Origin of the sequence: Pseudomonas sp. PvP009, assembly GCF_017832995.1 — a bacterium.
Lineage (GTDB): Bacteria > Pseudomonadota > Gammaproteobacteria > Pseudomonadales > Pseudomonadaceae > Aquipseudomonas > Aquipseudomonas syringae.
Map to the genome: position 1 here is coordinate 2,526,677 of NZ_JAFIBG010000001.1, position 22,431 is coordinate 2,549,107.

Sequence of the window (22,431 nt, forward strand, 5' to 3'; positions counted from 1 at the left end):
CAAACGTGATTTAATATCCGGCTCGACGGGCTTCGGGTAATGGACGATCCATTGCGCCGGGGCGCTGCCTCATTCACCGGATATCTTTCACATAAGGCCACTATGGATACGGGAGCACGACTCAAACTGGTGCGTGAAAGCTACAAGCTGTCACAGCGTGAGCTCGCCAGACGCAGTGGTGTGACCAATGCCACGATTTCCCTCATCGAGCAAAATCGTGTCAGTCCTTCCATCAGTTCGCTGAAAAAGCTGCTTGAAGGCATTCCCATGACGCTGGCGGATTTTTTCACGTTCGATCAGCCTCCTGGGCAGGATCAGTACGTGTTTCGAGCCGGTGATCAACCCGACCTGGGGCGCAACGGTGCGCGCCTGCTGCTGGTCGGGGCGACCCTGCCGAGCCGGCAAATGCGCTTTCTTCGTGAGCAATACGCGCCAGGCGCCGACTCGGGCGATGAACCGATCGTTCACAGCGAAGGCGAGGAGTGTGGTCTGGTGACGCGCGGCACTGTGGAGCTGACTATCGATGGACAGGTCAACATCCTCGGTCCAGGGGACGGCTATTACTTCCCGACCACCTTGCCGCATCGCTTCCGCAATATCGGCCAGGATGAAGCCGAGATCATCAGCGCCAACACACCCGCTAACTTCTAGCCTGCTTTTGCTGACGTGCCGTTACGATGGCGTGGGTACCGTTGGCACGTCTGGATGAAATTCAAATGACCAGCGCTGTCGGTCTATAACCCTGCGGGTTCATGCACTGCCAGCGCCAGGCATCAGTGAGCATCGAATCAAGGTTGAACCTGGCCCGCCAATCCAGCTCACGCGCTGCTTTTCCTGGATCGGACCAGCATGCTGCAATGTCTCCGGGCCGGCGTGGCTCAAAGATCAAAGGCACAGCTTTGCCGGAGATACGTTCGAAGGCTTGCACCACCTCAAGCACTGAATAGCCCTGTCCTGTGCCCAGATTCCAGACGGATACGCCGCGCTGGTCATGAATTCTGTCCAGCGCCTTCAAGTGTCCCTCGGCCAGATCCATGACATGAAGGTAATCACGCACACCTGTTCCGTCCGGCGTGGGGTAGTCACTGCCAAAAATGTGCAGAGCGGGGCGCAGTCGATTGGCAACCTGCAGCAGGAAGGGCAACAGATTGTTCGGCGTGTTGCAGGGCGACTCGCCCAGCAAGCCGGACGGATGCGCACCAATGGGGTTGAAGTAGCGCAGCAGCCCGATGGACCAGCGTGGATCCGAGCGAGCGACGCTTTGCATCACATGCTCGGCCATCAGTTTGGAGTGCCCGTAAGGATTGGTCGGTAAACCCAGTGGGCAGTTCTCATCCAGCGGCATTTGCTCACACTCGCCGTAAACCGTCGCGGATGAGCTGAATAACAGGTCGAACACGCCTGCTTCTGCCATTGCCTGACACAAGTTGACGCTGCCGCTCACGTTGGTCTCGAAATAGCGCAGCGGCTCTCGAACGCTTTCGCCCACCGCCTTGAGCCCGGCGCAATGCACCACCGCCTTGACAGGGTGCTGAGCGAACAATCGGTGCAACGTCGCTTTGCTGCGCACGTCGCCGTGGATGAACACAACCTGTCGCCCGCAGAGTTCCTCAACCCGTCTTAACGGCTCTCGCGAACTGTTGCACAGGTTATCAAGCACGACGACATCGTGGCCATCTTCAAGCAATTCGAGCGCGATATGAGCGCCAATGTATCCCGCACCACCGGTAACCAGAATCATGAGTGTCCTTCCTGGATTTTCGCCGCCTCGTTAAGAAGCGAGCTGAGGGCTCCGCCTCGTGACCTTTCTCAACAGGACGACAGCGGAGCCTTGCTTGCGAAAATCAGGACCAGACCACCGCGTGGGGGGACGTGGTTAAAACGTACTGCAGGTACCAAAAAAACATTCGCTCAAGACTAAGGGCGTATTCTCTGCGACGAGTTCAATGCGTCATTCCCGACGGCGCATACCCTTTATCGGAATCAACGAACAGCGGCCTGGGCGCGTGTTCGAAACTGATGAGTCGGTCTATGGTTGCTGCATGCATGTGATGGTTCCATGTACGCAACAGCCGCCACTGCCTATCCTCATCATGAATGCCGTCGAAGCCTAGCCCTTTCAAGAGCCCTTCAGTTTCATCCAGGACTTTCTAACAGAAGGGAAACTCTATGAACGGTGTTCAAACAATTCAGTCCGAGACGTTGGCCTTAACCCGAGTCGAGGCCGTCGTCAGGCCTTTGCTGCTGTGCCTTTCCCATCTGCGATGGGGGTTTGTCTATCAGCGTCCTCAGCACATCATGTCGCGCATGGCGCAGGACTATCAGGTGGTGTTTCTTGAGGAGCCTGTTCTGTCGGACTCCCCTGATATCCGCCTTGAGCAGTTGCCGCAAGCGTGCGGTGTCACAGTACTGGTGCCGCACCTGCCCTGGAAGATGCAGCCTGATGAGGTGATCACCGCACAGCGTGTACTACTGAATCGTTTTATCGATGCACAACGTTTTGGTGAGTTGCTTTTGTGGTATTTCACCCCGATGAGCCTGGCGTTTACCGATCACCTCAGCGCGCACGTGACGATCTTCGATTGCATGGACGAATTGTCTGCGTTCAAAGGTGCGCCGCCAGAGCTTGTCGAACAGGAAGAAGCGTTGATGAAGCGCGCAGATGTTGTGTTTACTGGCGGCTTCAGCCTGTGGGAGACCAAGCGTCGGCAGCATGCGAACGCGCACGCCATGCCCAGCAGTGTCGATTTCGGGCATTTTTCAGCCGCTCGCAACGTGCAGCCTGACCCCGAGGATCAACAGTACATTCCCTATCCAAGACTCGGCTTTTTCGGCGTCATTGACGAACGTTTTGATATCGGGCTGATTCAACAACTGGCCGAGTTGCAGCCACACTGGCAAATCGTTTTGATCGGCCCGGTGGTGAAGATCGACCCGGCAAGCCTGCCGCATTTGGCCAACGTCCATTATCTAGGCAGCAAGTCCTATGACGACTTGCCAGCCTATCTGTCTGGCTGGGACGTTGCGCTGATGCCATTTGCGCTGAACGACTCCACACGCTTTATCAGCCCGACCAAGACGCCGGAATACCTGGCTGGCGGCTGCCCGGTGGTATCAACCCGGATTGCCGATGTGGTCAGAACGTATGGTGAGTCGGGTGTTGTCGCGATTGCCGATGATGCCGACGCGTTTGCGCGCGCGATTCAAGAGGCACTGGCGCACAAAGGGACTATTGATTTTCTTCGCAAAGTTGACGCGTTGTTGGTCGGCGAGTCTTGGGACAACACGTGCGCGGCCATGAAGGCGCAAATCGACCTGGTGGCCATCGGGGAGCACATAGAATGCCTCGGATAAATCTTGAATCAGCCGCGTGTGAAAAGACGCCCTATGACTTTCTGATCGTCGGTGCAGGTTTTGCAGGCAGTGTGTTGGCGGAAAGGCTGGCGGCTGGATCGAGTAAGCGCGTTTTGCTCATCGACCGACGTCCACATATCGCGGGTAACGCTTACGATCACCTGGACAGCGCCGGGGTGTTGGTTCATCGATACGGGCCACATATATTCCACACCAACGCTGAGCGGATTGTGGAATACCTTTCACGATTTACCGAATGGCGCGATTACGAACACCGCGTGCTTGCCAGCGTAGACGACCAACTGCTGCCTGTTCCGATCAACCTCGATACGCTCAACAGCCTGTACGGCTTACAGATGAATGAACGAGAAGCCGAAGCGTTTCTTGCCAGCCGTGCCGAGCCCGTCGAGACGATAAGAACCTCCGAAGACGTTGTGATCAATCAGATTGGTCGGGAGCTGTACGAGAAGTTTTTCCGTGGCTACACCCGCAAACAATGGGGGCTGGATCCCTCGCAACTGGATCGGTCGGTTACCGCCCGAGTGCCTACCCGCACTAACTCGGACAATCGTTATTTCACAGATACTTTTCAGAAAATGCCGCTGCACGGTTACACGCACATGTTTGAGCGGATACTCAACCATCCGCTTATCGATACGGTACTGGGGGTCGACTTTGCCGATGTTCGCACGGCGGTGAAGTATTCGCATTTGATCTATTGCGGGCCGATTGATGAATACTTCGGTTATTGCTATGGCCGTCTTCCGTATCGGTCGTTGCGTTTCGAGCACAAGACCGTTGATCAGGCGCAATTTCAATCGGTGGCGGTGGTCAACTACCCGGATGAGGCGGTCCCTCATACGCGCATCACCGAATACAAGCACCTTACCGGTCAACTGCACGCCAGAACCAGTCTCAGCTATGAGTTTCCAAGTGCCGAAGGCGATCCTTATTACCCCATTCCCCGACCCGAAAATGCCGAGTTGTACAAGCGTTACAAGGCATTGGCCGATCAATCGGATGAGGTCACTTTCCTTGGGCGGCTGGGCACTTACAAGTATTACAACATGGACCAGGTCGTGGGCCAGGCATTGGCGTTGTACCAGCGGCTGGCCCATGACTTCCCTGAGCCGCCTCCCGAACCGATCGAACAGCCTGCGCGAGGTTGAGCATGGGCGGCCTGTTCGACAGTTTTTTCATCGGCGGATTCGAGTGCGCCAGCCATCGACGAGGTGACGGTGTGCGACTCGACCTGCTTCACGCCACCGGGCACGATCGCTGGGCACAGAAAGATTTTGCCGCGCTGGCTGAGTGTGGAATGCGTACTGTACGTGACGGTCTGCGCTGGCATCTGATTGAAGCCCGTCCAGATTGTTACGACTGGAGCAGTTTTCGGCCCATGCTGCGAGCTGCGCGGCATCAGGGCACCCAGGTCATCTGGGACTTGTGCCATTACGGTTACCCAGATCATCTGGATGTCTGGCGGCCGCAGTTTGTCGAGCACTTTGCGCGTTTTGCAGCGGCGGTGGCTCAGGTCGTCAAAGACGAAGGGGAGACCGCACCTTTCTATTCGCCGATCAATGAGATTTCGTTCTGGAGTTGGGCCGGGGGCGACATGGCTTATTTCAACCCCGCTAGCGAGCAGCGCGGCATGGAGCTCAAGCATCAACTGGTCCGGGCCAGTATTGCGGCAATAGACGCGGTACGCACGGTAGAGCCCAACGCGCGTTTTATTCAGGCCGAGCCATTGATTCATGTAGTACCGGCAACGCGGAGCGGCGCAGATGCCGCGGCAGCAGAACGTTATCGGCTGGCACAGTTCGAAGCCTGGGATCTGTTATCCGGACGGCAATGGCCTGGGCTGGGCGGCCGCCCCGAGTATCTGGATATCCTGGGCGTCAACTTTTATCCGCATAATCAATGGCAGCTCAATGGCCATAAGCTTACGCACGACGATCCGCAGTACAGGCCTTTTCAAGGCATGTTGAGAGAGCTGCACAGGCGATACGCCAGACCGATATTGATTTCTGAAACCGGTGCTGAAGACGTTCAGCGTCTGCCCTGGTTCAATTACGTTTGTGCCGAGGTCAGCAAGGCGGTGAGGGCAGGCGTACCTGTGCAAGGTATCTGCTGGTATCCCGTTCTCGATTATCCGGGCTGGGACGACGGTCGATACTGTCCGGCGGGGCTGCTGGGTTATGCAGACGGGCAGGGTGCTCGGGCGATCTTTGACCCTTTGCAGGTGGCGTTGCGCGAAAACACGCTTGAATTGGCGGCTCTCATTCGAGAAAAGAATGGAAAATTTGCCGTTTGAGTAAGCGCTCCGGGAGTGCGTGCCCCTTCAAATGAATATAATTCGATTTTTGTCAGATACTTTAGAACCCTTTTGAGGCTTCGCCAGTCCTAGCCATTAGAGAGCAGGCGCAATAGCCCAATAAACAGTCGTGGAGTTTCTGGAGTGTCGGACAATAAAGCCCGGGTCGACAATGCGGCGACGGGAGATATCAAACATCAGGGAAAGGATATCTTTTTCGCGGCGGTAGAAACGACCCGGATGCCGATGATCGTGACGGACCCCAATCGCCCGGACAATCCCATCATTTTTGCCAACCAGGCGTTTCTGGAAATGACCGGCTATGCGTCAGAGGAAATCATCGGGAGCAACTGCCGGTTTCTTCAAGGGCCGGACACTGACCGGGCGGCGGTGCAGTCGATTCGCGATGCCATCGAAGAGCGCGTCGATATCTCCACTGAAATTCTCAACTATCGCAAGGACGGTTCATCGTTCTGGAATGCGCTGTTTATTTCCCCGGTCTATAACGACGCGGGCGACCTGATTTATTTCTTTGCGTCGCAGCTGGACATCAGCCGCCGTCGAGATGCCGAAGAGGCATTGCGTCAGGCTCAAAAGATGGAGGCCTTGGGGCAGCTTACCGGTGGCATCGCGCACGACTTCAATAACCTGCTGCAAGTGATGGGTGGTTATATCGATCTGATCGGCAGTGCGGCAGAGAAACCCACCATTGATGTGCAGCGTGTCCAGCGCAGTGTTCATCACGCCAAGTCTGCCGTCGAACGCGCCAGTACACTGACCAAGCAACTGCTGGCATTTGCCCGGAAACAGAAACTGCAGGGGCGAGTCCTCAACCTCAATGGCCTGGTTTCCACGACAGAGCCGCTGATCGAGCGTACTTTTGGCCCGGAAGTGGTTATCGAAACCGATCTGGATCCGGCACTGAAGAACTGCCGTATCGATCCAACCCAGGCAGAAGTCGCACTGCTTAATATTTTCATTAATGCGCGCGATGCACTCATTGGTAGGCCCGACCCGAAGATATTTATTGAAACCCGCAATCTGGTCGTCGACGAGTTGGCCAATATGTCTTACGACGGTCTGTTACCCGGCCGTTATGTCTCTATTGCGGTGACGGACAACGGCATTGGCATGCCCGCGAGTATCCGTGATCGGGTAATGGACCCGTTCTTTACTACCAAAGAAGAAGGCAAGGGCTCCGGGCTCGGTCTTTCGATGGTCTATGGCTTTGCCAAACAGTCGGGTGGTGCGGCGCGTATTTATACCGAAGAAGGTGTCGGCACCACGCTGCGCCTGTATTTCCCTGTAGACGAAGCCGTGCTGAGCAAGAACGATCCGCCGAAAGCCTCGGAAAGGCGCATTGGCAGTTGCGAACGAATTCTGATCGTGGAAGACCGTCCTGATGTGGCCGAGCTGGCGAAGATGGTGCTGGATGATTACGGCTATTTATCGGAAATCGTCCTCAATGCCCGTGAGGCGCTGAAGCGCTTCGAGGCCGGCGCCACATATGATTTGCTGTTCACTGACCTGATCATGCCGGGTGGCATGAACGGGGTGATGCTCGCGCGGGAAGTGAGGCGCAGGTACCCGAAGGTCAAGGTGCTGCTGACCACTGGCTACGCTGAAAGCTCGATCGAGCGAACCGACATTGGCGGTTCCGAGTTTGAGGTGGTATCCAAGCCTTGCATGCCGCAGGACCTCGCCAGGAAGGTCAGGCAGGTCCTCGACGGGCCGAACGGCATCGCCTGACGATACTGACAATGAACACATGAAGGCCTGCCTGTTCTCAGTCAGGCCTTCGTGCTGTTTGATATATAATTAAGCCTATCCAATGAGTGCCGATATTCAAAAAGCAATCAGCCCGTAATGCCCGTCTGTTATTAACGGACATCAGACAACTGCCAATAGTTAGAGCAAAAAACCTAATAAAATGACAAGTGTGTAAATCGCTTGGAGCAAGGCGAGCAGGTAACGTTCCATTGATGTGCGTCACTATCAATACAGTTCTATTGTGCTTTTTCAAGCCTGAAAAAAAGTCTATAAAATTTTTAAACTTCTTGAACGTCGCTCGGGTCATTGAATTGTACGCCACAGATGTGTGCGTTTACTGCCAATGACTCAAAGGACTATGACTATGATTCGCGACGACCGTATCGCCCCAGGTGCCCCTGTGTACCACGAAACTCATGCAGCGGCTCCGCTGCTTAAACGAATCTCCTGGAGTGCGATTCTGGCCGGTGTTGTTCTGGCCATGGTTGTTTCGCTGTTGCTGAACCTGTTGGGTACGGCAATCGGAAGTGCCAGTATCGATCCCATGCAGGAAGCCAATCCGTTGTCCGGCATTGGCACGGGTGCAGGTATCTGGGTCGTTGTAAGCTCGGTTATTTCGCTGTTCGTCGGCGGCTGGGCCGCTGGACGTCTGGCGCAGCGTGAAGGTGCATTTCATGGCCTGCTGGTATGGGCGAGCGTCTCGCTGATCACGGTTTATCTGGTCTCCAGCGCAGTGACCGGCGTCGTGCGCGGCGGGCTCAACCTGGCCGGTAGCGGCATGTCGGCACTGGGCAGTGGTATCGCACAGGTGGCTCCAGCCGTTGGCAGCAAGATTCAGGATCAATTGCGCGCCCAAGGCATCGATTTCAATCTGGACGATATTCAGGGCGAGATCGAAACAGCCATGCGTCAGACCGGCAAGCCCGAGCTGAACCCGGATAACGTCAAGCAGGAAGCTCAGGCGACCCAGCAAGACGCACAGAACACTGCCAAGCAGAGCGCACAGAATCCTCAGCAAGCCGACCAGCAATTGAGCGGCCTGATGGATCGCATCAAAGCCAAGGGCGACCAGGCATGGGATGCCGCTGACCGTCAGGCGCTGGTCAATCTGATCAAGGCGCGTGGCAACAAGACTGATGCCGAAGCCAACCAGATCGTTGATCAGGCTCAGGCCAGCTACCGTCAGGCTTATGCCAAGTATCAGGAACTGAAAGCTCAGGCTGAACAGAAAGCCCGCGAAGCGGCTGAAGTGACCGCCAAGCGTGTTTCGCAAGGCGCCTGGATTCTGCTGATCACGCTGGTGATCTCGGGTCTGGTAGCTGCGGGTGCAGGTGTACTGGGTCGTCGCACTCAGCCGCCAGCCAAGGTTGTTGCTGCGGTCTGATTCACTGCAAAAAAAGTGAACTGATGTATTGAATGGGGGGCGATTATCGCTCCCCATTTTTTTTGTTTTCATAGAGCTGCAATGAAGTCTGAACAGTGGCTGAACTGTTCAGGATCAAGGCTGGGATTTCACCCTGAAGGCTTCATGGGTTAACACATTCTCAACAATAACCCTCTTATACTTTATCGCTCCGATTGTATGTCTCCCCCTTCCACGTCGCTGCGGTCATTCCCTTGATAACTTCTCGCGTGCTGTCACCATTGCTTTTGCTGTTGGGCGTGTTGCTGTTTTTTATCGCGCTGGGCAATCACCAATTACAAAACTCGACAGAACCCCGCGTGGCCGGCATTGCCATGGAAATGCACCTGAGTGGCAACTGGGTTACCCCGAAACTGAACGATCAACCGTTCTTGGAAAAACCGCCGATGAGTGTCTGGCTCGACGCTGCGTCCATCGGGGCGTTCGGTGCGACTCCCTGGGCGGTCAGACTTGCGTCCGCCTGTGCGGGGCTGTTCAGCGTGTTGCTGCTTTACAGCATGCTGCGTCGCTTCGGGCGACCTGCCTCCATAGCGTGGGTGGCTGCATTCATGCTGGCGACCCAGGCCAGTTTCTGGAGCAATTCGCGGCAGGTGGGCGAGGACGCGTTGCTGGCGCTGGGTGTGAGCATGGCGTTGCTGGGGTTCTTTTGCGCCAGTCAGCGTCTGCGCAGCGACGGATTTCCCGCAGGCGCCTGGCTGCTCTTCGTAGTGGGGATCGCGCTGGCAACCCTGAGCAAGGGCGTGCTGGGCCTCGCGATGCCGGGTGTGGTCATTTTCGCCTGGCTTGTGTGCGAGTCGGTGCAGAGCAAACGCATTGTTCTCGCCCACTGGCTACGCCCGGCGATGTTCACCGTCCTGGCTTTGGTGCCTTTGCTGGTATGGCTGTGCTTTCTATACGGGCAGGGCGGTACGCAGTCGTTGAAGGACGTGCTCTGGACCAACAGTGTCGGACGCTTCAGTGGTTCGTTCGAAGAGGCGGGGCATTACGAGCCCGTGCATTACTATCTGAGCAAACTGCCTGAAGCGTTTTTGCCGTGGAATGTGCTCGTCTATCTGGGGCTGTGGCATTTCCGCAAACAGCTGCTGGCCAACCGTTACCTGCTGTTTTTCAGCCTGTGGCTGATCGCGCAGTTCCTGCTGTTGTCGCTGGCCTCGAGTAAACGCATGGTTTATCTGATGTCACTGGCCCCTGCGGCTGCGGTCATTGCGGCGGAATATACCTTTGTGTTGGGCGAGCGACTCAAGGCGCGCTCGCAGCGCTCTCCGTATGCGGCGTTGGTTGTACGAAACGCAAGGGCGATGACGGTTGCCGGTGCCGTTTTGATCGTGGCGGGGTATCTCGGCGCAGCCATATGGCTGGAACCGCGAGCGGACCGGCAGTTGTCGTTCCTGCCGCTGACTGACAAGGTCCATTCCCTGCAAGTCCAGGGACGGCACGTCGCCTTGTTTCAGCCCAGTGAACGGCTGGCAGGTGCCAGCGTGTTCTACAGCCAGAGCTTGCTGGATACATTCATATCCAGCGCTGACCTGAGCAGCTTTCTGACCCGTGCCGACGGCAATGTGGCGATCATGGAAAGCCTGCAGCCTCCCGAACCACCCTTGCGAGTGGTCGACAGCGTCAAGGTCGGCGAGCGTATCTACTATTTCGTCAGCCAGGCTCCGGTGACTGTCGGCAACTGACGGCCACCGGAGCAGCCCGTTACACGACCTGACTGCTGACAAGCGAGTTACAGGCCGTCCACTGCTTTTGTGGGATTGGCAGGTCGCACGATTCGCCACGGCCGATGGGGAAGTAGTGGAAGCCGCGTTTTGCCAGTCGTTCGGTGTCGTACAGATTGCGTCCATCGAAGATGATCGGCGCGTTCAGGCGTTGCTGGATCAACTCGAAATCCGGGGCTTTGAACTGTTGCCATTCAGTGCAGACGATCAATGCATCGGCCTCGTTGAGCGCGGACTCCGGCGTGCCCATGAGCATCAGGTCCTTGCGATGGCCATAGATGCGCTGGGTTTCCTGCATGGCCTCGGGGTCGAACGCCCGCACGCTGGCGCCAGCCTCCCATAATGCTTCCATGAGTACGCGGCTCGGGGCATCACGCATGTCGTCGGTGTTGGGTTTGAACGCCAGGCCCCACAGGGCAAAGGTCTTGCCGCGCAGATCGCCCTGATAGAACGCGTTGACCCGCTCGAAGAGTTTGTTCTTCTGCCGTTCGTTGATGGCCTCGACCACCGACAGCAGATCGTTGGAGCAATGAGCCTCCCGGGCGCTGTGAATCAACGCGCGGATGTCCTTGCCGAAGCATGAACCGCCGTAACCGCAGCCGGGATAGATGAAGTCGTAACCGATCCGTGAGTCGGCACCGATGCCCAGCCGCACCGACTCGACATCCGCGCCCAGGTGCTCGGCCAGTTCGGCGATCTGGTTGATGAAGCTGATCTTGGTCGCCAGCATGCAGTTGGCGGCGTACTTGGTCAGTTCGGCGCTGCGCAGGTCCATGAACATGATCCGCTCATGATTGCGGTTGAACGGCGCATACAGCTCGCGCATGACGTTGCGCACGGCTTCATTTTCGCAGCCGATGACAATACGGTCCGGGCGCCGGCAATCGTTAACCGCCGAGCCCTCCTTCAGAAATTCCGGGTTGGAGACGATATCGAACTGCAGCAGCCGGCCCGCCTGACGCAGTGCCTGATCGACGTGGTTGCGCAAAGCGTCGCCACTGCCGACCGGCACGGTGGATTTCTCGACGATGATCAGCGGTTCGCGCCGATGCCGGGCGATGGCTTCGCCCACCGCAAAAAAGCCGCTCAGGTCGGCCGAACCATCGGCACGAGAGGGCGTGCCGACCGCGATGAACAGGACCTCGGCATGTTCCACTGCCAGTTGCTCGTCAGTGGTGAAACACAGACGCTGCTGGTCCAGGTTTTCACGCACCAGATTGGCCAGTCCTGGCTCGTAGATATGCACCTGGCCCTGACGCAACTGGTCGATTTTGGCCTGATCAATGTCCATGCAGACCACATCGTGGCCGACTTCGGCAAGCACGGTCGCTTGTACCAGGCCGACATATCCGCTACCGAAAACGCTGATTTTCATGGGGAAGATCCTGAGGTGATGGCCGGGGGACGCGCCGAAGGTTGATGATCAAGACACCTGCCACGATCAGGGTGACACCCACAGTTTTCGATACCGTGAATGTCTCGTGGAAAAACGGCAGTGCTGCGGCGAGCGTATAAACCAGCGCGTAGCTGATGCTGAGCAGCGAATAAGCACGGCTCAGGGGCAAGACCCGAAGGGCCAGCAACCAGAAAAGCATGGAGAGCGCATAAGCAGTGATCGAGGCGCAGACGACCATCAGGGCACTGAGATCGAGCTGCGTCGAATTGTGCAGTTCGAGCCATTGAGCGGGCGAGGGCAGGCGGCTCATGCTCCAGCGCATACCCAATTGCGCTGCGCTGACCAGCGCCACACTGGCCATGGCGCACAGGGTTGCCCGGCAGCGGGTCACGCTTGATGCCCCAACTGAAATACCCCGACAAGAATCAGCGCGATACCCAGCCAATGCTGTGCGTCAATCGGCTCGTTGAACAGATAGCGACCTGCCAGCGTGATCAGCACGAAGTTAACACCCAGCATCGGATAGGCGATGCCGACGTTCAGGCGTTGCAACACCAGCAGCCAGACCAGCAGGCCCGACCCAAGGCAGGCCAGCGCCAGCCACAGCCACATCGAGCGCAGCGCTGCAAACGCGCCGGGAAATGCTCCGCGCCAGTCTTGTACCGCGTACTTCTGTGCGATCTGGCCCAGGCAGGTCAGCAGGCATGCGCTTGCCAGCATCAGCCAGGTCATGATTCGGATTTCTCGTAAACGAGGATGGCCAGGTTGCCTTCGTCATAGCGCTGACCATCCTTGGGAAGACTTTCGAGCTCTTTCAGTTCCTCATCGCTCTTGCCGCGCATGATGACGCCGACCCGGCCTTGGCTGCGGGCGTTCTTCATCCAGGCATCGATGTCCTGCAGGCGGACTTCGCGACCCTGCACATCCGGATAGCCCAGGCCGTATTCCAGCTCGCCCCAGGTGTTGAACAGTGCAACATCAGGCCGTTTCAGGCGCCACGCCAATGCCGAGGCAGCGCCCAGGTCGTTGCTCAGCAGATGCGTGCAGTCCGCCAGTTCGGCCTGGTGCCTGACCACGAAAGGGTCGGGAGTCTTGTTGTTGATCACATCGTTTGGCAGTGCTGCGGGCAGCAATGCGATCAGCAACCAGCTGCCCAGCGTCGGCGTGGCCCAAAAGGTCAGGGGGCGCAAGCCTTGCAGGGCGTTGGCGAGTGTCCATCCGAGAAGCACGATGACCGCCAGTGACAGATGCATCGGTTCGTTTTCGTAGACGGGCTGCTTGAGTTGCAGGTAGATCAACGCCACGAGCCCAAGAGAAGTGACGGTCGCGTTGAATATTCCGTTGGCGCGCAACGCTGTGCTGTGGCCTCGATCGAGGCGCTCGACCAGAGTGTTGGCCATCAGCAGCGCCAACGGCAGCAGACACGGCAGTATGTAGGTCGGCAATTTACCTTTGCTCAGGCTCAGAAACGCCAGTGGCAGCAGCAGCCACAGCAGCAAAAAGGCAATGTCAGGGTGGCTTTTTTCTTGCCATGCCTGTTTCAGTGTTACCGGCAGCAGCAGTGCCCACGGCACACAAGCCGCCACCAGCAACGGCATATAGAACCACCAGGGCTGGGCATGCTGGGCATTGTCCCCGGCAAAGCGGCGAATATGCTCGTGCCAGAAGAAGTAACGCCAGTAGTCGGGCTCTTGCTGGTGGATTGCCAGCGCCCACGGCAGGCAGACGGCGATGGCAATCAAGATTGCAAGCGGGCCGAATTTGAGTAGCTCGGCCAGGCGTCGCTGGCACAGCATATAGGGCAGGGCGATGATGACGGGCAGTGCCCAGGCGAGAAAGCCCTTGGTCATGAAGCCCATTGCGCAGGCCACGCCGACTGCCGCCCATGCCGCTAGACGCGCCCGGCCGATGCTGTGCACGGCGTACCAGAATGCCAGCAGTGTCAGGTTGGTCCAGAAGGTGAATTGCGGATCAAGATTGGCGTAACCGGCCTGGCCGGCGACAAAGCCGAAGCTCATGAACAGCAAGGCGCTGGCGAACTGCTTGCGCGGGTCGTTCCAGATCTTGCCGGCCAGTAGATAGGCCAGCAGCACGCTCAAACCGCTGGCCAGCGCCGACACAATGCGCACGCCGAACAGGTTCTCGCCAAAAACCTGCTGCCCCAGTGCAATCAACCAGTAACCGGCCGCCGGTTTTTCGAAGTAACGCAGCCCCATGAAGTGCGGTGCAATCCAGTTGCCGCTGTGGAGCATTTCCTGGCTGATCTGGGCATAGCGGGTTTCATCGGGAATCCACAGGCCGTGAAAGCCCAGCGGCAGCAGATAAGCCAGCACGAACGCCAGTAATAGCAGCGCAAGATGACGATGCCTGACGTGCATCACTGCTGCACCCCCAGCCAGCCTTCGCGGCCGGGCAGGTGGCCGCGAACGATATGCCCGGAAGGCAACCGTTCGATGGCATCGGGTAGCAGATGGCCCAGCGGCGCGAAGTGGATGCCTTGGGTATTGGCCCGCTTTAACAGTTGCCCGAAACCGTCGGCCATGATGATCCCTTCCACTTCGGCGTGAAGGGTGTAGACATTGAGCCGTCGTGCGGCGAAGCGGCCGAGAATGTAGTCGTTGAACGCATTCGGCTGCAGGTGCGGGCCGATTACTTCATCGAAGGTCGGCAAATCCACCGGAACCTGAGCGGTACCGAGACTACCGTCGGCCAGCAACGGGCGAAACAGACTGGCGCCACGGCAGTCACTGTTGTAACGAAAGCCAAACGCCTCTTTGGCCTGCACAATGCGCTGGTCGGCGCGCCAGCCTGCCGCTGCGGAGCACACCACCGGGTGGCCGAGGATGTCGCTCAGGCAGTCGACCCCACGGTGTATCTGGGCGGTCAACTGTCTGTCGCTCCAGTGTCCGGCATTCGCTTGCCAGCCATGATGATCCCAGGCATGCAGGCCGATTTCGTGACCAGCATCCAGCGCGCGGCGCATCAGTGGGCCAAGGTCACGGCCGATCGGTTTGCCCGGCCATGCAGTACCGGCCAGCAGAATATCCCAGCCATACAGGCTCGCCGCCCTGGAGCGAAGCATCTTCCAGAAGAACGTGGGCCTTACCAGGCGCCATAGATGGCGCCCCATGTTGTCGGGTCCGACACTGAAAAAGAAGGTCGCCTTGACCTGCGCTTCGTCGAGTATGTCCAGCAGCCTGGGCACGCCCTCACGCGTGCCCCGGTAAGTGTCGACATCGATTCTCAAGCCTGCCTGCATCAGCACTGATCCGCTTTTTCAGCCATGGCTTCGCGCAGGAAGAAATCCAGGGTTTTGCCGATGGTCTCGCTCAGCTCGATACCCGGCGTCCAGCCAATCAGCTTTTTGGCGTTGTCGATGCTCGGCGTGCGGTGACTGACATCCTGATAGCCCTTGCCGTAGAAGGACTGGCTTTCAACTTCACGAAAGCCCGCAAAGGGCGGGAAATGGCCGCGCAACGGATGAGCTTCGAACTGGCGAAGCAGCTCTTCACCTAATTGACGGATGCTTGCTTCGTTGTCGGGGTTGCCGATGTTGATGATTTGTCCGTTACAGCGCCCATCACGGTTTTCGATGATCCGCGCCAGCGCCTCGATGCCGTCGACGACATCGGTGAAACAGCGCTTCTGGGCGCCGCCATCCACCAGGCGAATGGGCGTGCCTTCGACCAGGTGCAGGATCAGTTGGGTGATGGCCCGCGAACTGCCAATGCGCGCCGAGTCCAGGCGGTCCAGTCGCGGTCCCATCCAGTTGAATGGGCGAAACAGGGTGAATTGCAGGCCTTTCTGGCCATAGGCCCAGATCACCCGGTCCAGCAGCTGCTTGGACACCGAGTAGATCCAGCGCTGCTTGTTGATCGGGCCAACGATCAGGTTGGAGGTGTCTTCGTTGAAGTTTGCGTCCTGGCACATGCCATAGACTTCGGACGTGGACGGGAAAATCACGCGCTTGTTGTACTTCACGCAGTAGCGAACGATCTTCAGGTTCTCTTCGAAATCCAGCTCGAAAACCCGCAGTGGATTGCGCGTGTATTCAATCGGCGTGGCGATGGCCACCAGCGGCAGCACGACATCGCATTTCTTGATGTGGTATTCGATCCATTCGGTATGGATGCTGATGTCACCTTCGATGAAATGAAAGTTCGGCTTGGCACGCAGGCGCTCGATGGCGTCCGAGCCGATATCCATGCCGTAGATTTCGTAACGGTCATCCTGCAGTAGATGCTCTGACAGGTGGTTGCCGATGAAGCCGTTGACGCCGAGGATCAACACTCGGGTACGACGAACCGACCGGCGCTTTGCCTTGTCGAGCAGTTGTGAGCCTGCTACCAACCCGAATTCGCGCGCCAGTTGCGCACCACTGAGGTACAAGCCGTTGTCACCGCGTTGCCCTGCGGTGATGACCAGCGAACCCTCGCCACAGGCGATACGCAATGGCTCGTGACTGATGACCGTGCCGGGCGCCTCGCCATTGCTGCTCGTGTCCACGCTGGCAGCCCAGACGATCAGCTTGTTGTCGCCGACCGGGCAAAACGCGCCAGGGTAGGGCTGTGTTACCGCGCGGATCAGGTTATAGAGCTGTGTGGCTGGCAGCGACCAGTCGATCAAACCGTCGGCCGGGGTGCGCCGACCGAAATACGTCGCACGGGATTCATCCTGGGGCGTAGCTGGCAGTTGCCCTTGCGCGGCCAGCAGGGGCAGTGTTTCGCAGAGCAGGTCAGCGGCGGCGTCACGCAATTTGCCATGCAGCGTCAAGGCAGTATCGGTGGCACTGATCGATACCCGCTGCTGAGCGACGATAGGCCCGGCATCGGCGCGTTTGACCATCTGATGCAGGGTAACGCCGGTTTCACTTTCGCCGTTGACCAGCACCCAGTTGGCCGGCGCGCGTCCTCGATATCGCGGAAGCAGCGAGCCATGCAGGTTCAGCGCAGCTTTTTTCGCGCAGGCCAGCAGCGAATCGCCGAGCAGCTGGCGATAGTAGAAGGAGAAAATGAAGTCCGGCGCCAGTTTGCCGATGCGCTCTACCCATAGCGGGTGATTCGGGTCCTCGGGGGCATGCACCGCAATGCCGTGCCGGGCGCACATCTGCGCCACAGAGCCAAAAAAGGTTTTTTCTTTGGGGTCGTCGGCATGGGTGAACACCGCCGCAATCTCATAGCCTGCATCCAGCAACGCTTGCAGGCCGACACAGCCAATATCGTGATAAGCGAAAACGACAGCTTTAGTGCTCATGGCGCGACCTTGTTCATATAGGGAGTTACAGAGGAATCAATGCTGTCGGTGGCAACCGGTGACGAGCTGCGCACGACCTTTTCGATAAAGAACCGCGGACGCGCACGCACATCGCTGTACATCCGGCCCAGGTATTCACCCAGCAGTCCCATGCCGATGAACTGCCCGCCGGTGAATACGAACAGCACGGCAAACAGTACGAACATGCCGTCCCCGGCCCATGACGCGCCGAAGATCAGGCGTAGAACGATCAGCAGCGCCGCGAACGAGACACCGAGCAACGCCATGCTGAAGCCGATGATGCTGAGCAGGCGCAGGGGCGTGGTGGTCATGCAGGTGATCAGGTCGAACATGAGGTTGATCAGGCGCATCGGGCTGTATTTGGAGTCGCCGTGCTCGCGTTCGGCGTGATCGACCAGCACCTCGGTGGTGTGTCGAGCAAAACTGTTCGCCAGAATCGGAATGAACGTGCTGCGCTCCCGGCAGGCGAGCATGGCGTCGACAATCGTGCGCCGGTATGCGCGCAGCATGCAGCCGTAATCGTTCATGGCCACGCCGGTGGAGCGCTGCACGGCCAGGTTGATGAGTTTCGATGGCCAGCGTCGCCAGGCGGAGTCCTGACGATTGCTGCGCACCGTGCCGACTACGTCGTATCCCTGTTCAGCGAGCTTTACCAGACGAGGGATTTCCTCGGGTGGATTCTGCAGGTCGGCATCGAGGGTGATGACCACGTCGCCCTGGCACTGCTCGAATCCGGCCATGATGGCTGCGTGCTGACCGTAGTTTCTATTCAGGATCACTGCGACGAAGGGGCTGTCAGCGCGCTCGGCAGCCCGCTGGAGGATGTCTGCCGAGTCGTCGCGACTGCCATCGTCGACCAGCACGATTTCGAAGCGGTGGTCGAGCTGTTTGCAGGCCGCTTCAGTACGGCGCAACAACTCAGGCAGGCTTTGTCGTTCGTTGTAGACAGGGATGACGATCGACACGAACTTGATCGGATACGGTTTCAATGGCTGGATTCCACGGTCGATTCAATGGCACCGACAACCCGCTCGACATCATCGAGGGTCATGTCGGGAAACAGGGGTATGGAGCACAGCCTTGATGAATTCCATTCAGTGTCGGGCAGGCGGACGTCGGGGAAACGTTTGCGGTAATAGCTGTGCAGGTGAGTTGCGATGAAGTGGATGCCGGTGCCGATGTTTCGCGCTTGCAAGGCCTTCATGAAGGCGTCGCGATCCAGCCCGCAGCGCTCGGGATCGATGCGCAGAATGAACAGGTGCCAGGCGTGTTGCTGGGCATGCCGGGGCAGGGCGAGAGGCAGAACGGGGCTGCTGGCCAGTCGTTCGAGGTAATGGCTGGCGAGTGCCTGACGCTGCGCATTGATTGCATCGAGGCGTTGCAACTGCACCCGCGCAATGCTCGCATTGATGTCGGCCAGGTTGTATTTGAAACCAGGCTCCATAACCTCGGCCTGGGGCTTGCGACCCAGGGTCAGGCGGTCGTAGGCATCGACACCCAGGCCATGAAATTTGAGCTGACGCACCCGATCAGCCAGTCGCGCATTGTCGGTGACCAGCATCGCGCCTTCGGCACAGGTCATGTTCTTGATCGCGTGAAACGAAAAGATCGCAGTGCCCTGCTGGCCGACCGGACGTCCTTGGTAACCGGTGCCGGCGGCATGCGCAGCGTCTTCGATCACGGTGATGCCGTGCCGGTCGGCCAGCGCATACAGCGGGTCGAGATCGAATGCAGCGCCTGCGTAATGCACCGGCACGATCGCCTTGGTTCGCGGGGTGATGGCTTGCGCTATCAGCGCGGCGCTGGTCATCAGGGTGTCACGGTCGACATCGACGAACACCGGAGTGGCCCCCAGCAGGCAGATCATGTTGGCTGTCGACACCCAGGTTTGCGACGGCGTAATCACTTCATCGCCAGGCCCTACGCCCAGCGCCAGCAGCGCAACGTGCATTGCCCCGGTGGCCGAAGACAGTGCCACTGCATGCTGAGCGCCGACCCGCGCGGCGAACTCTTCCTCCAGCTTCTGACATTCCGGGCCAGTGGTGATCCATCCGGAGCGCAGCACGCGCGTTACCGCAGCAATTTCTTCATCGCCAATGGACGGCCGTGAAAAGGCAAGAAAAGTTTGACTCATCTACAGAGACTCTCCGATTGACGCAGCAGGGCCGAACATAAAAAAGTCACACCACGAGTGCGCGTGAGTGCGGTGAACTTAGGCGTTCAACTATGAAAATAATGTCTAGACGTCGTTGCTTTTTTGTATCGCCTGGCAGGCTTTCGAATCATAGAGTAGGGTGAAAGCCAAACGAACGACAACGCCGTTATGCGTCCATGTAGAATTATTAATCTGCCGTTCAGATTTCATCGAGCGCGTCATGAACAGACAGCTTTAGTTCAGCTTGCTCATGATAATCATGAAAAGTTAAAGCGGATGAAGTGTGTTGCAGTTGCAGGTTTTTTTAATGAAGCTTTCATGACCGGGGAATGGGTTTTGCGTTGTCGGACAGGGTCGAACCTGAATCGAGAAGGTTGCTATTGACCAGGTTTCATTGGGGGCAGCTTTTTTCTCGGTTTTTTTTAGACGCAGACGGTGCGTTTGCGGAAACCCCGGTCAGGAGGAAGCTTGCCGGGTGTAGAAAACATGACCGCTATCAAGTGATATATATAACCAGGCGGTAGGGTCGGGCAGTGCGGCAGAGAGAAAGTTTGCTGATAAGGAACAGGATGGTATAGGTAATCATCGAGAAATGTTTGGGTGAGTTATAAGGTCAAGGCAGTTTCATGCAGGCGTGCTGATGGTTGCGAAGTGTTCAAGGCTTACTTCATGTGCCTTTATATTCGACACGATCCTGTAAGGAGAGGGTACCGACGAAGTAGTTAACGATGTGTGTAGAACGACGGTCCGCTTGACTGCCATTGCCAGGTTTATTCGATGCAGCAAAGTAAAGGGCCACGCGGCGTGCCTTGCTTCGTGCGAACACGTGGCGGACTCGGCGGTTATCGATCCTGCGAAGGGCTGCCGACCCGCTCACCCCGTTCTGTCTAGTTCCGGCCAGAGATGTTAAATTAGCCGCCATGAACTTCTTCCGAACCCATTGCTCGCCCATTGCCTGGATACTGTACGCAGTTGTCCTGTTCAATGGTCTTGCGTGCAGCGTCGGTCACGGCCAGATGATGGCCGCTTTTGCCGGCACTGCAATGGCTTCGGTTTCCCATGCAGATCATGGGATGTCTGATATGCATGCCGGGCATCACACGATGCACATGGCCATGCACGATTCTTCCAAGAAGATGGACATGTCAGGCAGCATGAAGGCGCAGTCGGGAGAGTGTTCGTTTGCCGGCACACTGACGCTGGCGATGATTTTCTTCGTGGCGCTGGGCTGGCTGATCCGTGTCCGTCGTACTCGTTTTGTGTTGCCCGAGCTCTGGCTCGGCAACCTGCCAAGGTATACCCTCCCGGGACTCAATCCACAGGCCCCTTAGGCTCTGTACGAAAAGTGGCTGCGCTCGGTGATGCTTCGTTAAAAACAGGCTCGGAATGCTCATTTACAACACGTAGAGTCGAACGCGACCCCGGCCGTTCCTCGTCTGTTTTTGCCTTGCCTGACCTTCGCTCGCCGACTTTTCGTATAGAGCCTAGTGCACATCGTGGACGTGTGAGTATCGCTCGCACGAACAACCGATAGTGCCTTTACAGCCTGCCGGAAGGTCATTCCGGCGGGGCGCGTTCATACGTTGGTGAGTCCCTATGTCTGCATCATTTTCAAGCCCGGAGCCACGGCCTTCCGGAGCATTTGTCGCCTTTCTGAAAAGGCTCCATTTTTACATCGGCGTATTCGTCGGTCCGTTCATGCTGGTCGCGGCCTTGAGTGGCGTCGTCTATGCACTGACCCCGCAGATCGAAGATTCGCTCTATGCGCGTGCGCTGCACACAGACAGCCGTGGTCCTGCCATGAGCTTGCAGGCGCAGATCCAGCGCGCGCAGGCATCGGCAGGTCCAGGCCTGAGCGTTGCCGCAGTGCGCCCGGCACCCCGGGAAGGGGATACCACTCGGGTCATGTTCAGCGATCCGGACTTTGGCCCATCGGAGCATCGAGCGCTGTTCGTGGACCCGGTGAGTGGCGAAATTCGCGGAGACATGAAGGTCTACGGTACCAGTGGCATATTACCGCTACGTACCTGGATCGATCAGTTTCATCGGGGCCTTCTGCTGGGCGATGTCGGCAGGATCTACAGCGAGCTGGCCGCCTCATGGCTGTGGGTGGCTGCGCTCGGCGGTCTGGTGCTGTGGGCGGTTCGCCGTCGTCGGCAGAGTCGTGAACGCGGCAACGTGCGCCGCTGGCATGCAACCACCGGCGTATGGCTGCTGCTGGGCCTGCTGTTCTTCTCGGCCACCGGTTTGACGTGGTCACAGTACGCTGGCGATAACATTGGCGTATTGCGTGCCTACTACGGCTGGTCAACGCCCAGTGTGGCCACCTCACTGGGCAAGTCGGCGGCGATGCCCATGTCTATGCCCATGGACGAGCACGCCGAGCACCATATGCACATGGCGCCGACGACACAGGCGGCCGAGCTGGACCCTGCCTTGTTCGACAGTGTTCTGGCCAGCGCGCGTGCCGCACATATCGATGCTGCCAAGGTTGAAATCAGGCCATCCGCAAGCAATGACAGGGCGTGGGTAGTCAGCGAGATAGATCGCAGTTGGCCGACGCAAGTAGATGCTGTGTCGATCAACCCGCAAACACTGGACGTGGTTGATCATGTCAAGTTTGCAGACTATTCGCTGCCCGCCAAGCTCACCCGCTGGGGCATTGATGCGCACATGGGCGTGTTGTTCGGTCTGGCCAATCAATTGGTGCTGGTGGTCTTCGCCAGTGGCCTGGCGGCCATGGTCGTCATGGGTTATGTGATGTGGTGGCGACGTAGGCCAATGCTTTCTCAGCCGCGCAATCAGCAGGCAACGCTCTTGAGTCTCTGGCGCTCGTTGAATCCGGGCGCGCAATGGGCGTTGATCCTGGGTGCACTGTTGACTGGCTTTGCGCTGCCCGTACTGGGCGTGAGTCTGCTGGGCTTTATCATCCTGGACGCGCTACTGGGCTACCGGCGAGCCGCAAGACCCTTGGTCGAGGGCAAGGTGTAATCCTTAGTTGCGCGGATTACCAAGCGCATCGAGCAA

Annotated in this window: 18 protein-coding genes; 9 read left to right on the forward strand and 9 right to left on the reverse strand. The window is 57.9% G+C overall.

Features of this window, described 5'->3' with window-relative positions; all coding sequences use genetic code 11:
* The first annotated feature begins 102 nt into the window (after positions 1-102).
* Entirely contained in the window at positions 103-651 is a 549-nt protein-coding gene (locus tag JOE29_RS11305; protein WP_003344936.1) for a cupin domain-containing protein, read from the forward strand.
* A 61-nt stretch (positions 652-712) separates the two neighbouring features.
* Here JOE29_RS11305 and galE read toward each other — a convergent pair whose 3' ends face one another.
* Positions 713-1,741, reverse strand: coding sequence for a UDP-glucose 4-epimerase GalE (gene galE / locus JOE29_RS11310; RefSeq protein ID WP_074997373.1), 1,029 nt, complete (start codon positions 1,739-1,741; stop codon positions 713-715).
* 428 nt (positions 1,742-2,169) lie between these two features.
* Between galE and JOE29_RS11315 the strand changes: the two genes are divergently transcribed.
* The 6 genes from JOE29_RS11315 to JOE29_RS11340 all read left to right on the forward strand — a co-directional run bounded on the left by JOE29_RS11315 (position 2,170) and on the right by JOE29_RS11340 (position 10,540).
* Positions 2,170-3,354, forward strand: coding sequence for a glycosyltransferase family 1 protein (locus tag JOE29_RS11315; RefSeq protein WP_058444228.1), 1,185 nt, complete (start codon positions 2,170-2,172; stop codon positions 3,352-3,354).
* Entirely contained in the window at positions 3,342-4,523 is a 1,182-nt protein-coding gene (gene glf / locus JOE29_RS11320; protein WP_004417645.1) for a UDP-galactopyranose mutase, read from the forward strand. Before JOE29_RS11315 ends, glf begins: the two co-directional genes overlap by 13 nt.
* A gap of 2 nt (positions 4,524-4,525) precedes the next feature.
* Positions 4,526-5,668, forward strand: a complete 1,143-nt coding sequence (locus JOE29_RS11325; RefSeq protein ID WP_210079510.1) for a family 1 glycosylhydrolase — start codon at positions 4,526-4,528, stop codon at positions 5,666-5,668.
* A gap of 144 nt (positions 5,669-5,812) precedes the next feature.
* Positions 5,813-7,417, forward strand: a complete 1,605-nt coding sequence (locus JOE29_RS11330; protein WP_096113725.1) for a hybrid sensor histidine kinase/response regulator — start codon at positions 5,813-5,815, stop codon at positions 7,415-7,417.
* 385 nt (positions 7,418-7,802) lie between these two features.
* On the forward strand, positions 7,803-8,822 hold the full coding sequence (locus tag JOE29_RS11335; protein WP_004417649.1) for a hypothetical protein: 1,020 nt from the start codon (positions 7,803-7,805) through the stop codon (positions 8,820-8,822).
* Between the two features lie 236 nt (positions 8,823-9,058).
* Positions 9,059-10,540 carry a glycosyltransferase family 39 protein gene (locus tag JOE29_RS11340; protein ID WP_210080009.1) on the forward strand — a complete coding sequence of 494 codons (1,482 nt, stop codon included), beginning with the start codon at positions 9,059-9,061 and terminating at the stop codon, positions 10,538-10,540.
* 19 nt (positions 10,541-10,559) lie between these two features.
* Here JOE29_RS11340 and JOE29_RS11345 read toward each other — a convergent pair whose 3' ends face one another.
* The 8 genes from JOE29_RS11345 to arnB are packed head-to-tail and all read right to left on the reverse strand — an operon-like array spanning position 10,560 to position 19,383.
* On the reverse strand, positions 10,560-11,954 hold the full coding sequence (locus tag JOE29_RS11345; protein WP_003426532.1) for a UDP-glucose/GDP-mannose dehydrogenase family protein: 1,395 nt from the start codon (positions 11,952-11,954) through the stop codon (positions 10,560-10,562).
* Positions 11,932-12,336: a 4-amino-4-deoxy-L-arabinose-phosphoundecaprenol flippase subunit ArnF gene (gene arnF, locus JOE29_RS11350; RefSeq protein ID WP_003344963.1), complete on the reverse strand. Its 405-nt coding sequence runs from the start codon at positions 12,334-12,336 to the stop codon at positions 11,932-11,934. The genes JOE29_RS11345 and arnF overlap by 23 nt, the downstream gene beginning before the upstream one ends.
* Before the next feature lie 26 nt (positions 12,337-12,362).
* Positions 12,363-12,707, reverse strand: coding sequence for a 4-amino-4-deoxy-L-arabinose-phosphoundecaprenol flippase subunit ArnE (gene arnE / locus JOE29_RS11355; RefSeq protein ID WP_024648523.1), 345 nt, complete (start codon positions 12,705-12,707; stop codon positions 12,363-12,365).
* The gene (gene arnT, locus JOE29_RS11360) at positions 12,704-14,353 is read right to left on the reverse strand and encodes a lipid IV(A) 4-amino-4-deoxy-L-arabinosyltransferase (protein WP_058444235.1); all 1,650 of its coding nucleotides are present in this window, start codon (positions 14,351-14,353) and stop codon (positions 12,704-12,706) included. Before arnT ends, arnE begins: the two co-directional genes overlap by 4 nt.
* On the reverse strand, positions 14,353-15,234 hold the full coding sequence (arnD, locus tag JOE29_RS11365) for a 4-deoxy-4-formamido-L-arabinose-phosphoundecaprenol deformylase (RefSeq protein ID WP_057406845.1): 882 nt from the start codon (positions 15,232-15,234) through the stop codon (positions 14,353-14,355). Before arnD ends, arnT begins: the two co-directional genes overlap by 1 nt.
* Complete coding sequence (gene arnA / locus JOE29_RS11370) at positions 15,234-17,228, reverse strand: bifunctional UDP-4-amino-4-deoxy-L-arabinose formyltransferase/UDP-glucuronic acid oxidase ArnA (RefSeq protein WP_044313130.1); 1,995 nt, start codon at positions 17,226-17,228, stop codon at positions 15,234-15,236. Before arnA ends, arnD begins: the two co-directional genes overlap by 1 nt.
* On the reverse strand, positions 17,225-18,238 hold the full coding sequence (gene arnC, locus JOE29_RS11375) for an undecaprenyl-phosphate 4-deoxy-4-formamido-L-arabinose transferase (RefSeq protein ID WP_024662437.1): 1,014 nt from the start codon (positions 18,236-18,238) through the stop codon (positions 17,225-17,227). The genes arnA and arnC overlap by 4 nt, the downstream gene beginning before the upstream one ends.
* Positions 18,235-19,383, reverse strand: a complete 1,149-nt coding sequence (arnB, locus tag JOE29_RS11380) for a UDP-4-amino-4-deoxy-L-arabinose aminotransferase (protein WP_074954901.1) — start codon at positions 19,381-19,383, stop codon at positions 18,235-18,237. Before arnB ends, arnC begins: the two co-directional genes overlap by 4 nt.
* A gap of 941 nt (positions 19,384-20,324) precedes the next feature.
* Here arnB and JOE29_RS25655 point away from each other — a divergent pair.
* Entirely contained in the window at positions 20,325-20,735 is a 411-nt protein-coding gene (locus JOE29_RS25655; protein WP_044313132.1) for a DUF2946 family protein, read from the forward strand.
* A gap of 265 nt (positions 20,736-21,000) precedes the next feature.
* Positions 21,001-22,395 carry a PepSY-associated TM helix domain-containing protein gene (locus JOE29_RS11390; protein WP_044313133.1) on the forward strand — a complete coding sequence of 465 codons (1,395 nt, stop codon included), beginning with the start codon at positions 21,001-21,003 and terminating at the stop codon, positions 22,393-22,395.
* The last annotated feature ends 36 nt before the right edge of the window (positions 22,396-22,431 follow it).

Coding starts and splice junctions, on each gene's coding strand:
- JOE29_RS11305 (WP_003344936.1), top strand. CDS start 103: ATGGATACGGGAGCACGACTCAAACTGGTGCGTGAAAGCTACAAGCTG.
- galE (WP_074997373.1), bottom strand. CDS start 1,741: ATGATTCTGGTTACCGGTGGTGCGGGATACATTGGCGCTCATATCGCG.
- JOE29_RS11315 (WP_058444228.1), top strand. CDS start 2,170: ATGAACGGTGTTCAAACAATTCAGTCCGAGACGTTGGCCTTAACCCGA.
- glf (WP_004417645.1), top strand. CDS start 3,342: ATGCCTCGGATAAATCTTGAATCAGCCGCGTGTGAAAAGACGCCCTAT.
- JOE29_RS11325 (WP_210079510.1), top strand. CDS start 4,526: ATGGGCGGCCTGTTCGACAGTTTTTTCATCGGCGGATTCGAGTGCGCC.
- JOE29_RS11335 (WP_004417649.1), top strand. CDS start 7,803: ATGATTCGCGACGACCGTATCGCCCCAGGTGCCCCTGTGTACCACGAA.
- JOE29_RS11345 (WP_003426532.1), bottom strand. CDS start 11,954: ATGAAAATCAGCGTTTTCGGTAGCGGATATGTCGGCCTGGTACAAGCG.
- arnF (WP_003344963.1), bottom strand. CDS start 12,336: ATGGCCAGTGTGGCGCTGGTCAGCGCAGCGCAATTGGGTATGCGCTGG.
- arnE (WP_024648523.1), bottom strand. CDS start 12,707: ATGACCTGGCTGATGCTGGCAAGCGCATGCCTGCTGACCTGCCTGGGC.
- arnT (WP_058444235.1), bottom strand. CDS start 14,353: ATGCACGTCAGGCATCGTCATCTTGCGCTGCTATTACTGGCGTTCGTG.
- arnD (WP_057406845.1), bottom strand. CDS start 15,234: ATGCAGGCAGGCTTGAGAATCGATGTCGACACTTACCGGGGCACGCGT.
- arnA (WP_044313130.1), bottom strand. CDS start 17,228: ATGAGCACTAAAGCTGTCGTTTTCGCTTATCACGATATTGGCTGTGTC.
- arnB (WP_074954901.1), bottom strand. CDS start 19,383: ATGAGTCAAACTTTTCTTGCCTTTTCACGGCCGTCCATTGGCGATGAA.
- JOE29_RS25655 (WP_044313132.1), top strand. CDS start 20,325: ATGAACTTCTTCCGAACCCATTGCTCGCCCATTGCCTGGATACTGTAC.
- JOE29_RS11390 (WP_044313133.1), top strand. CDS start 21,001: ATGTCTGCATCATTTTCAAGCCCGGAGCCACGGCCTTCCGGAGCATTT.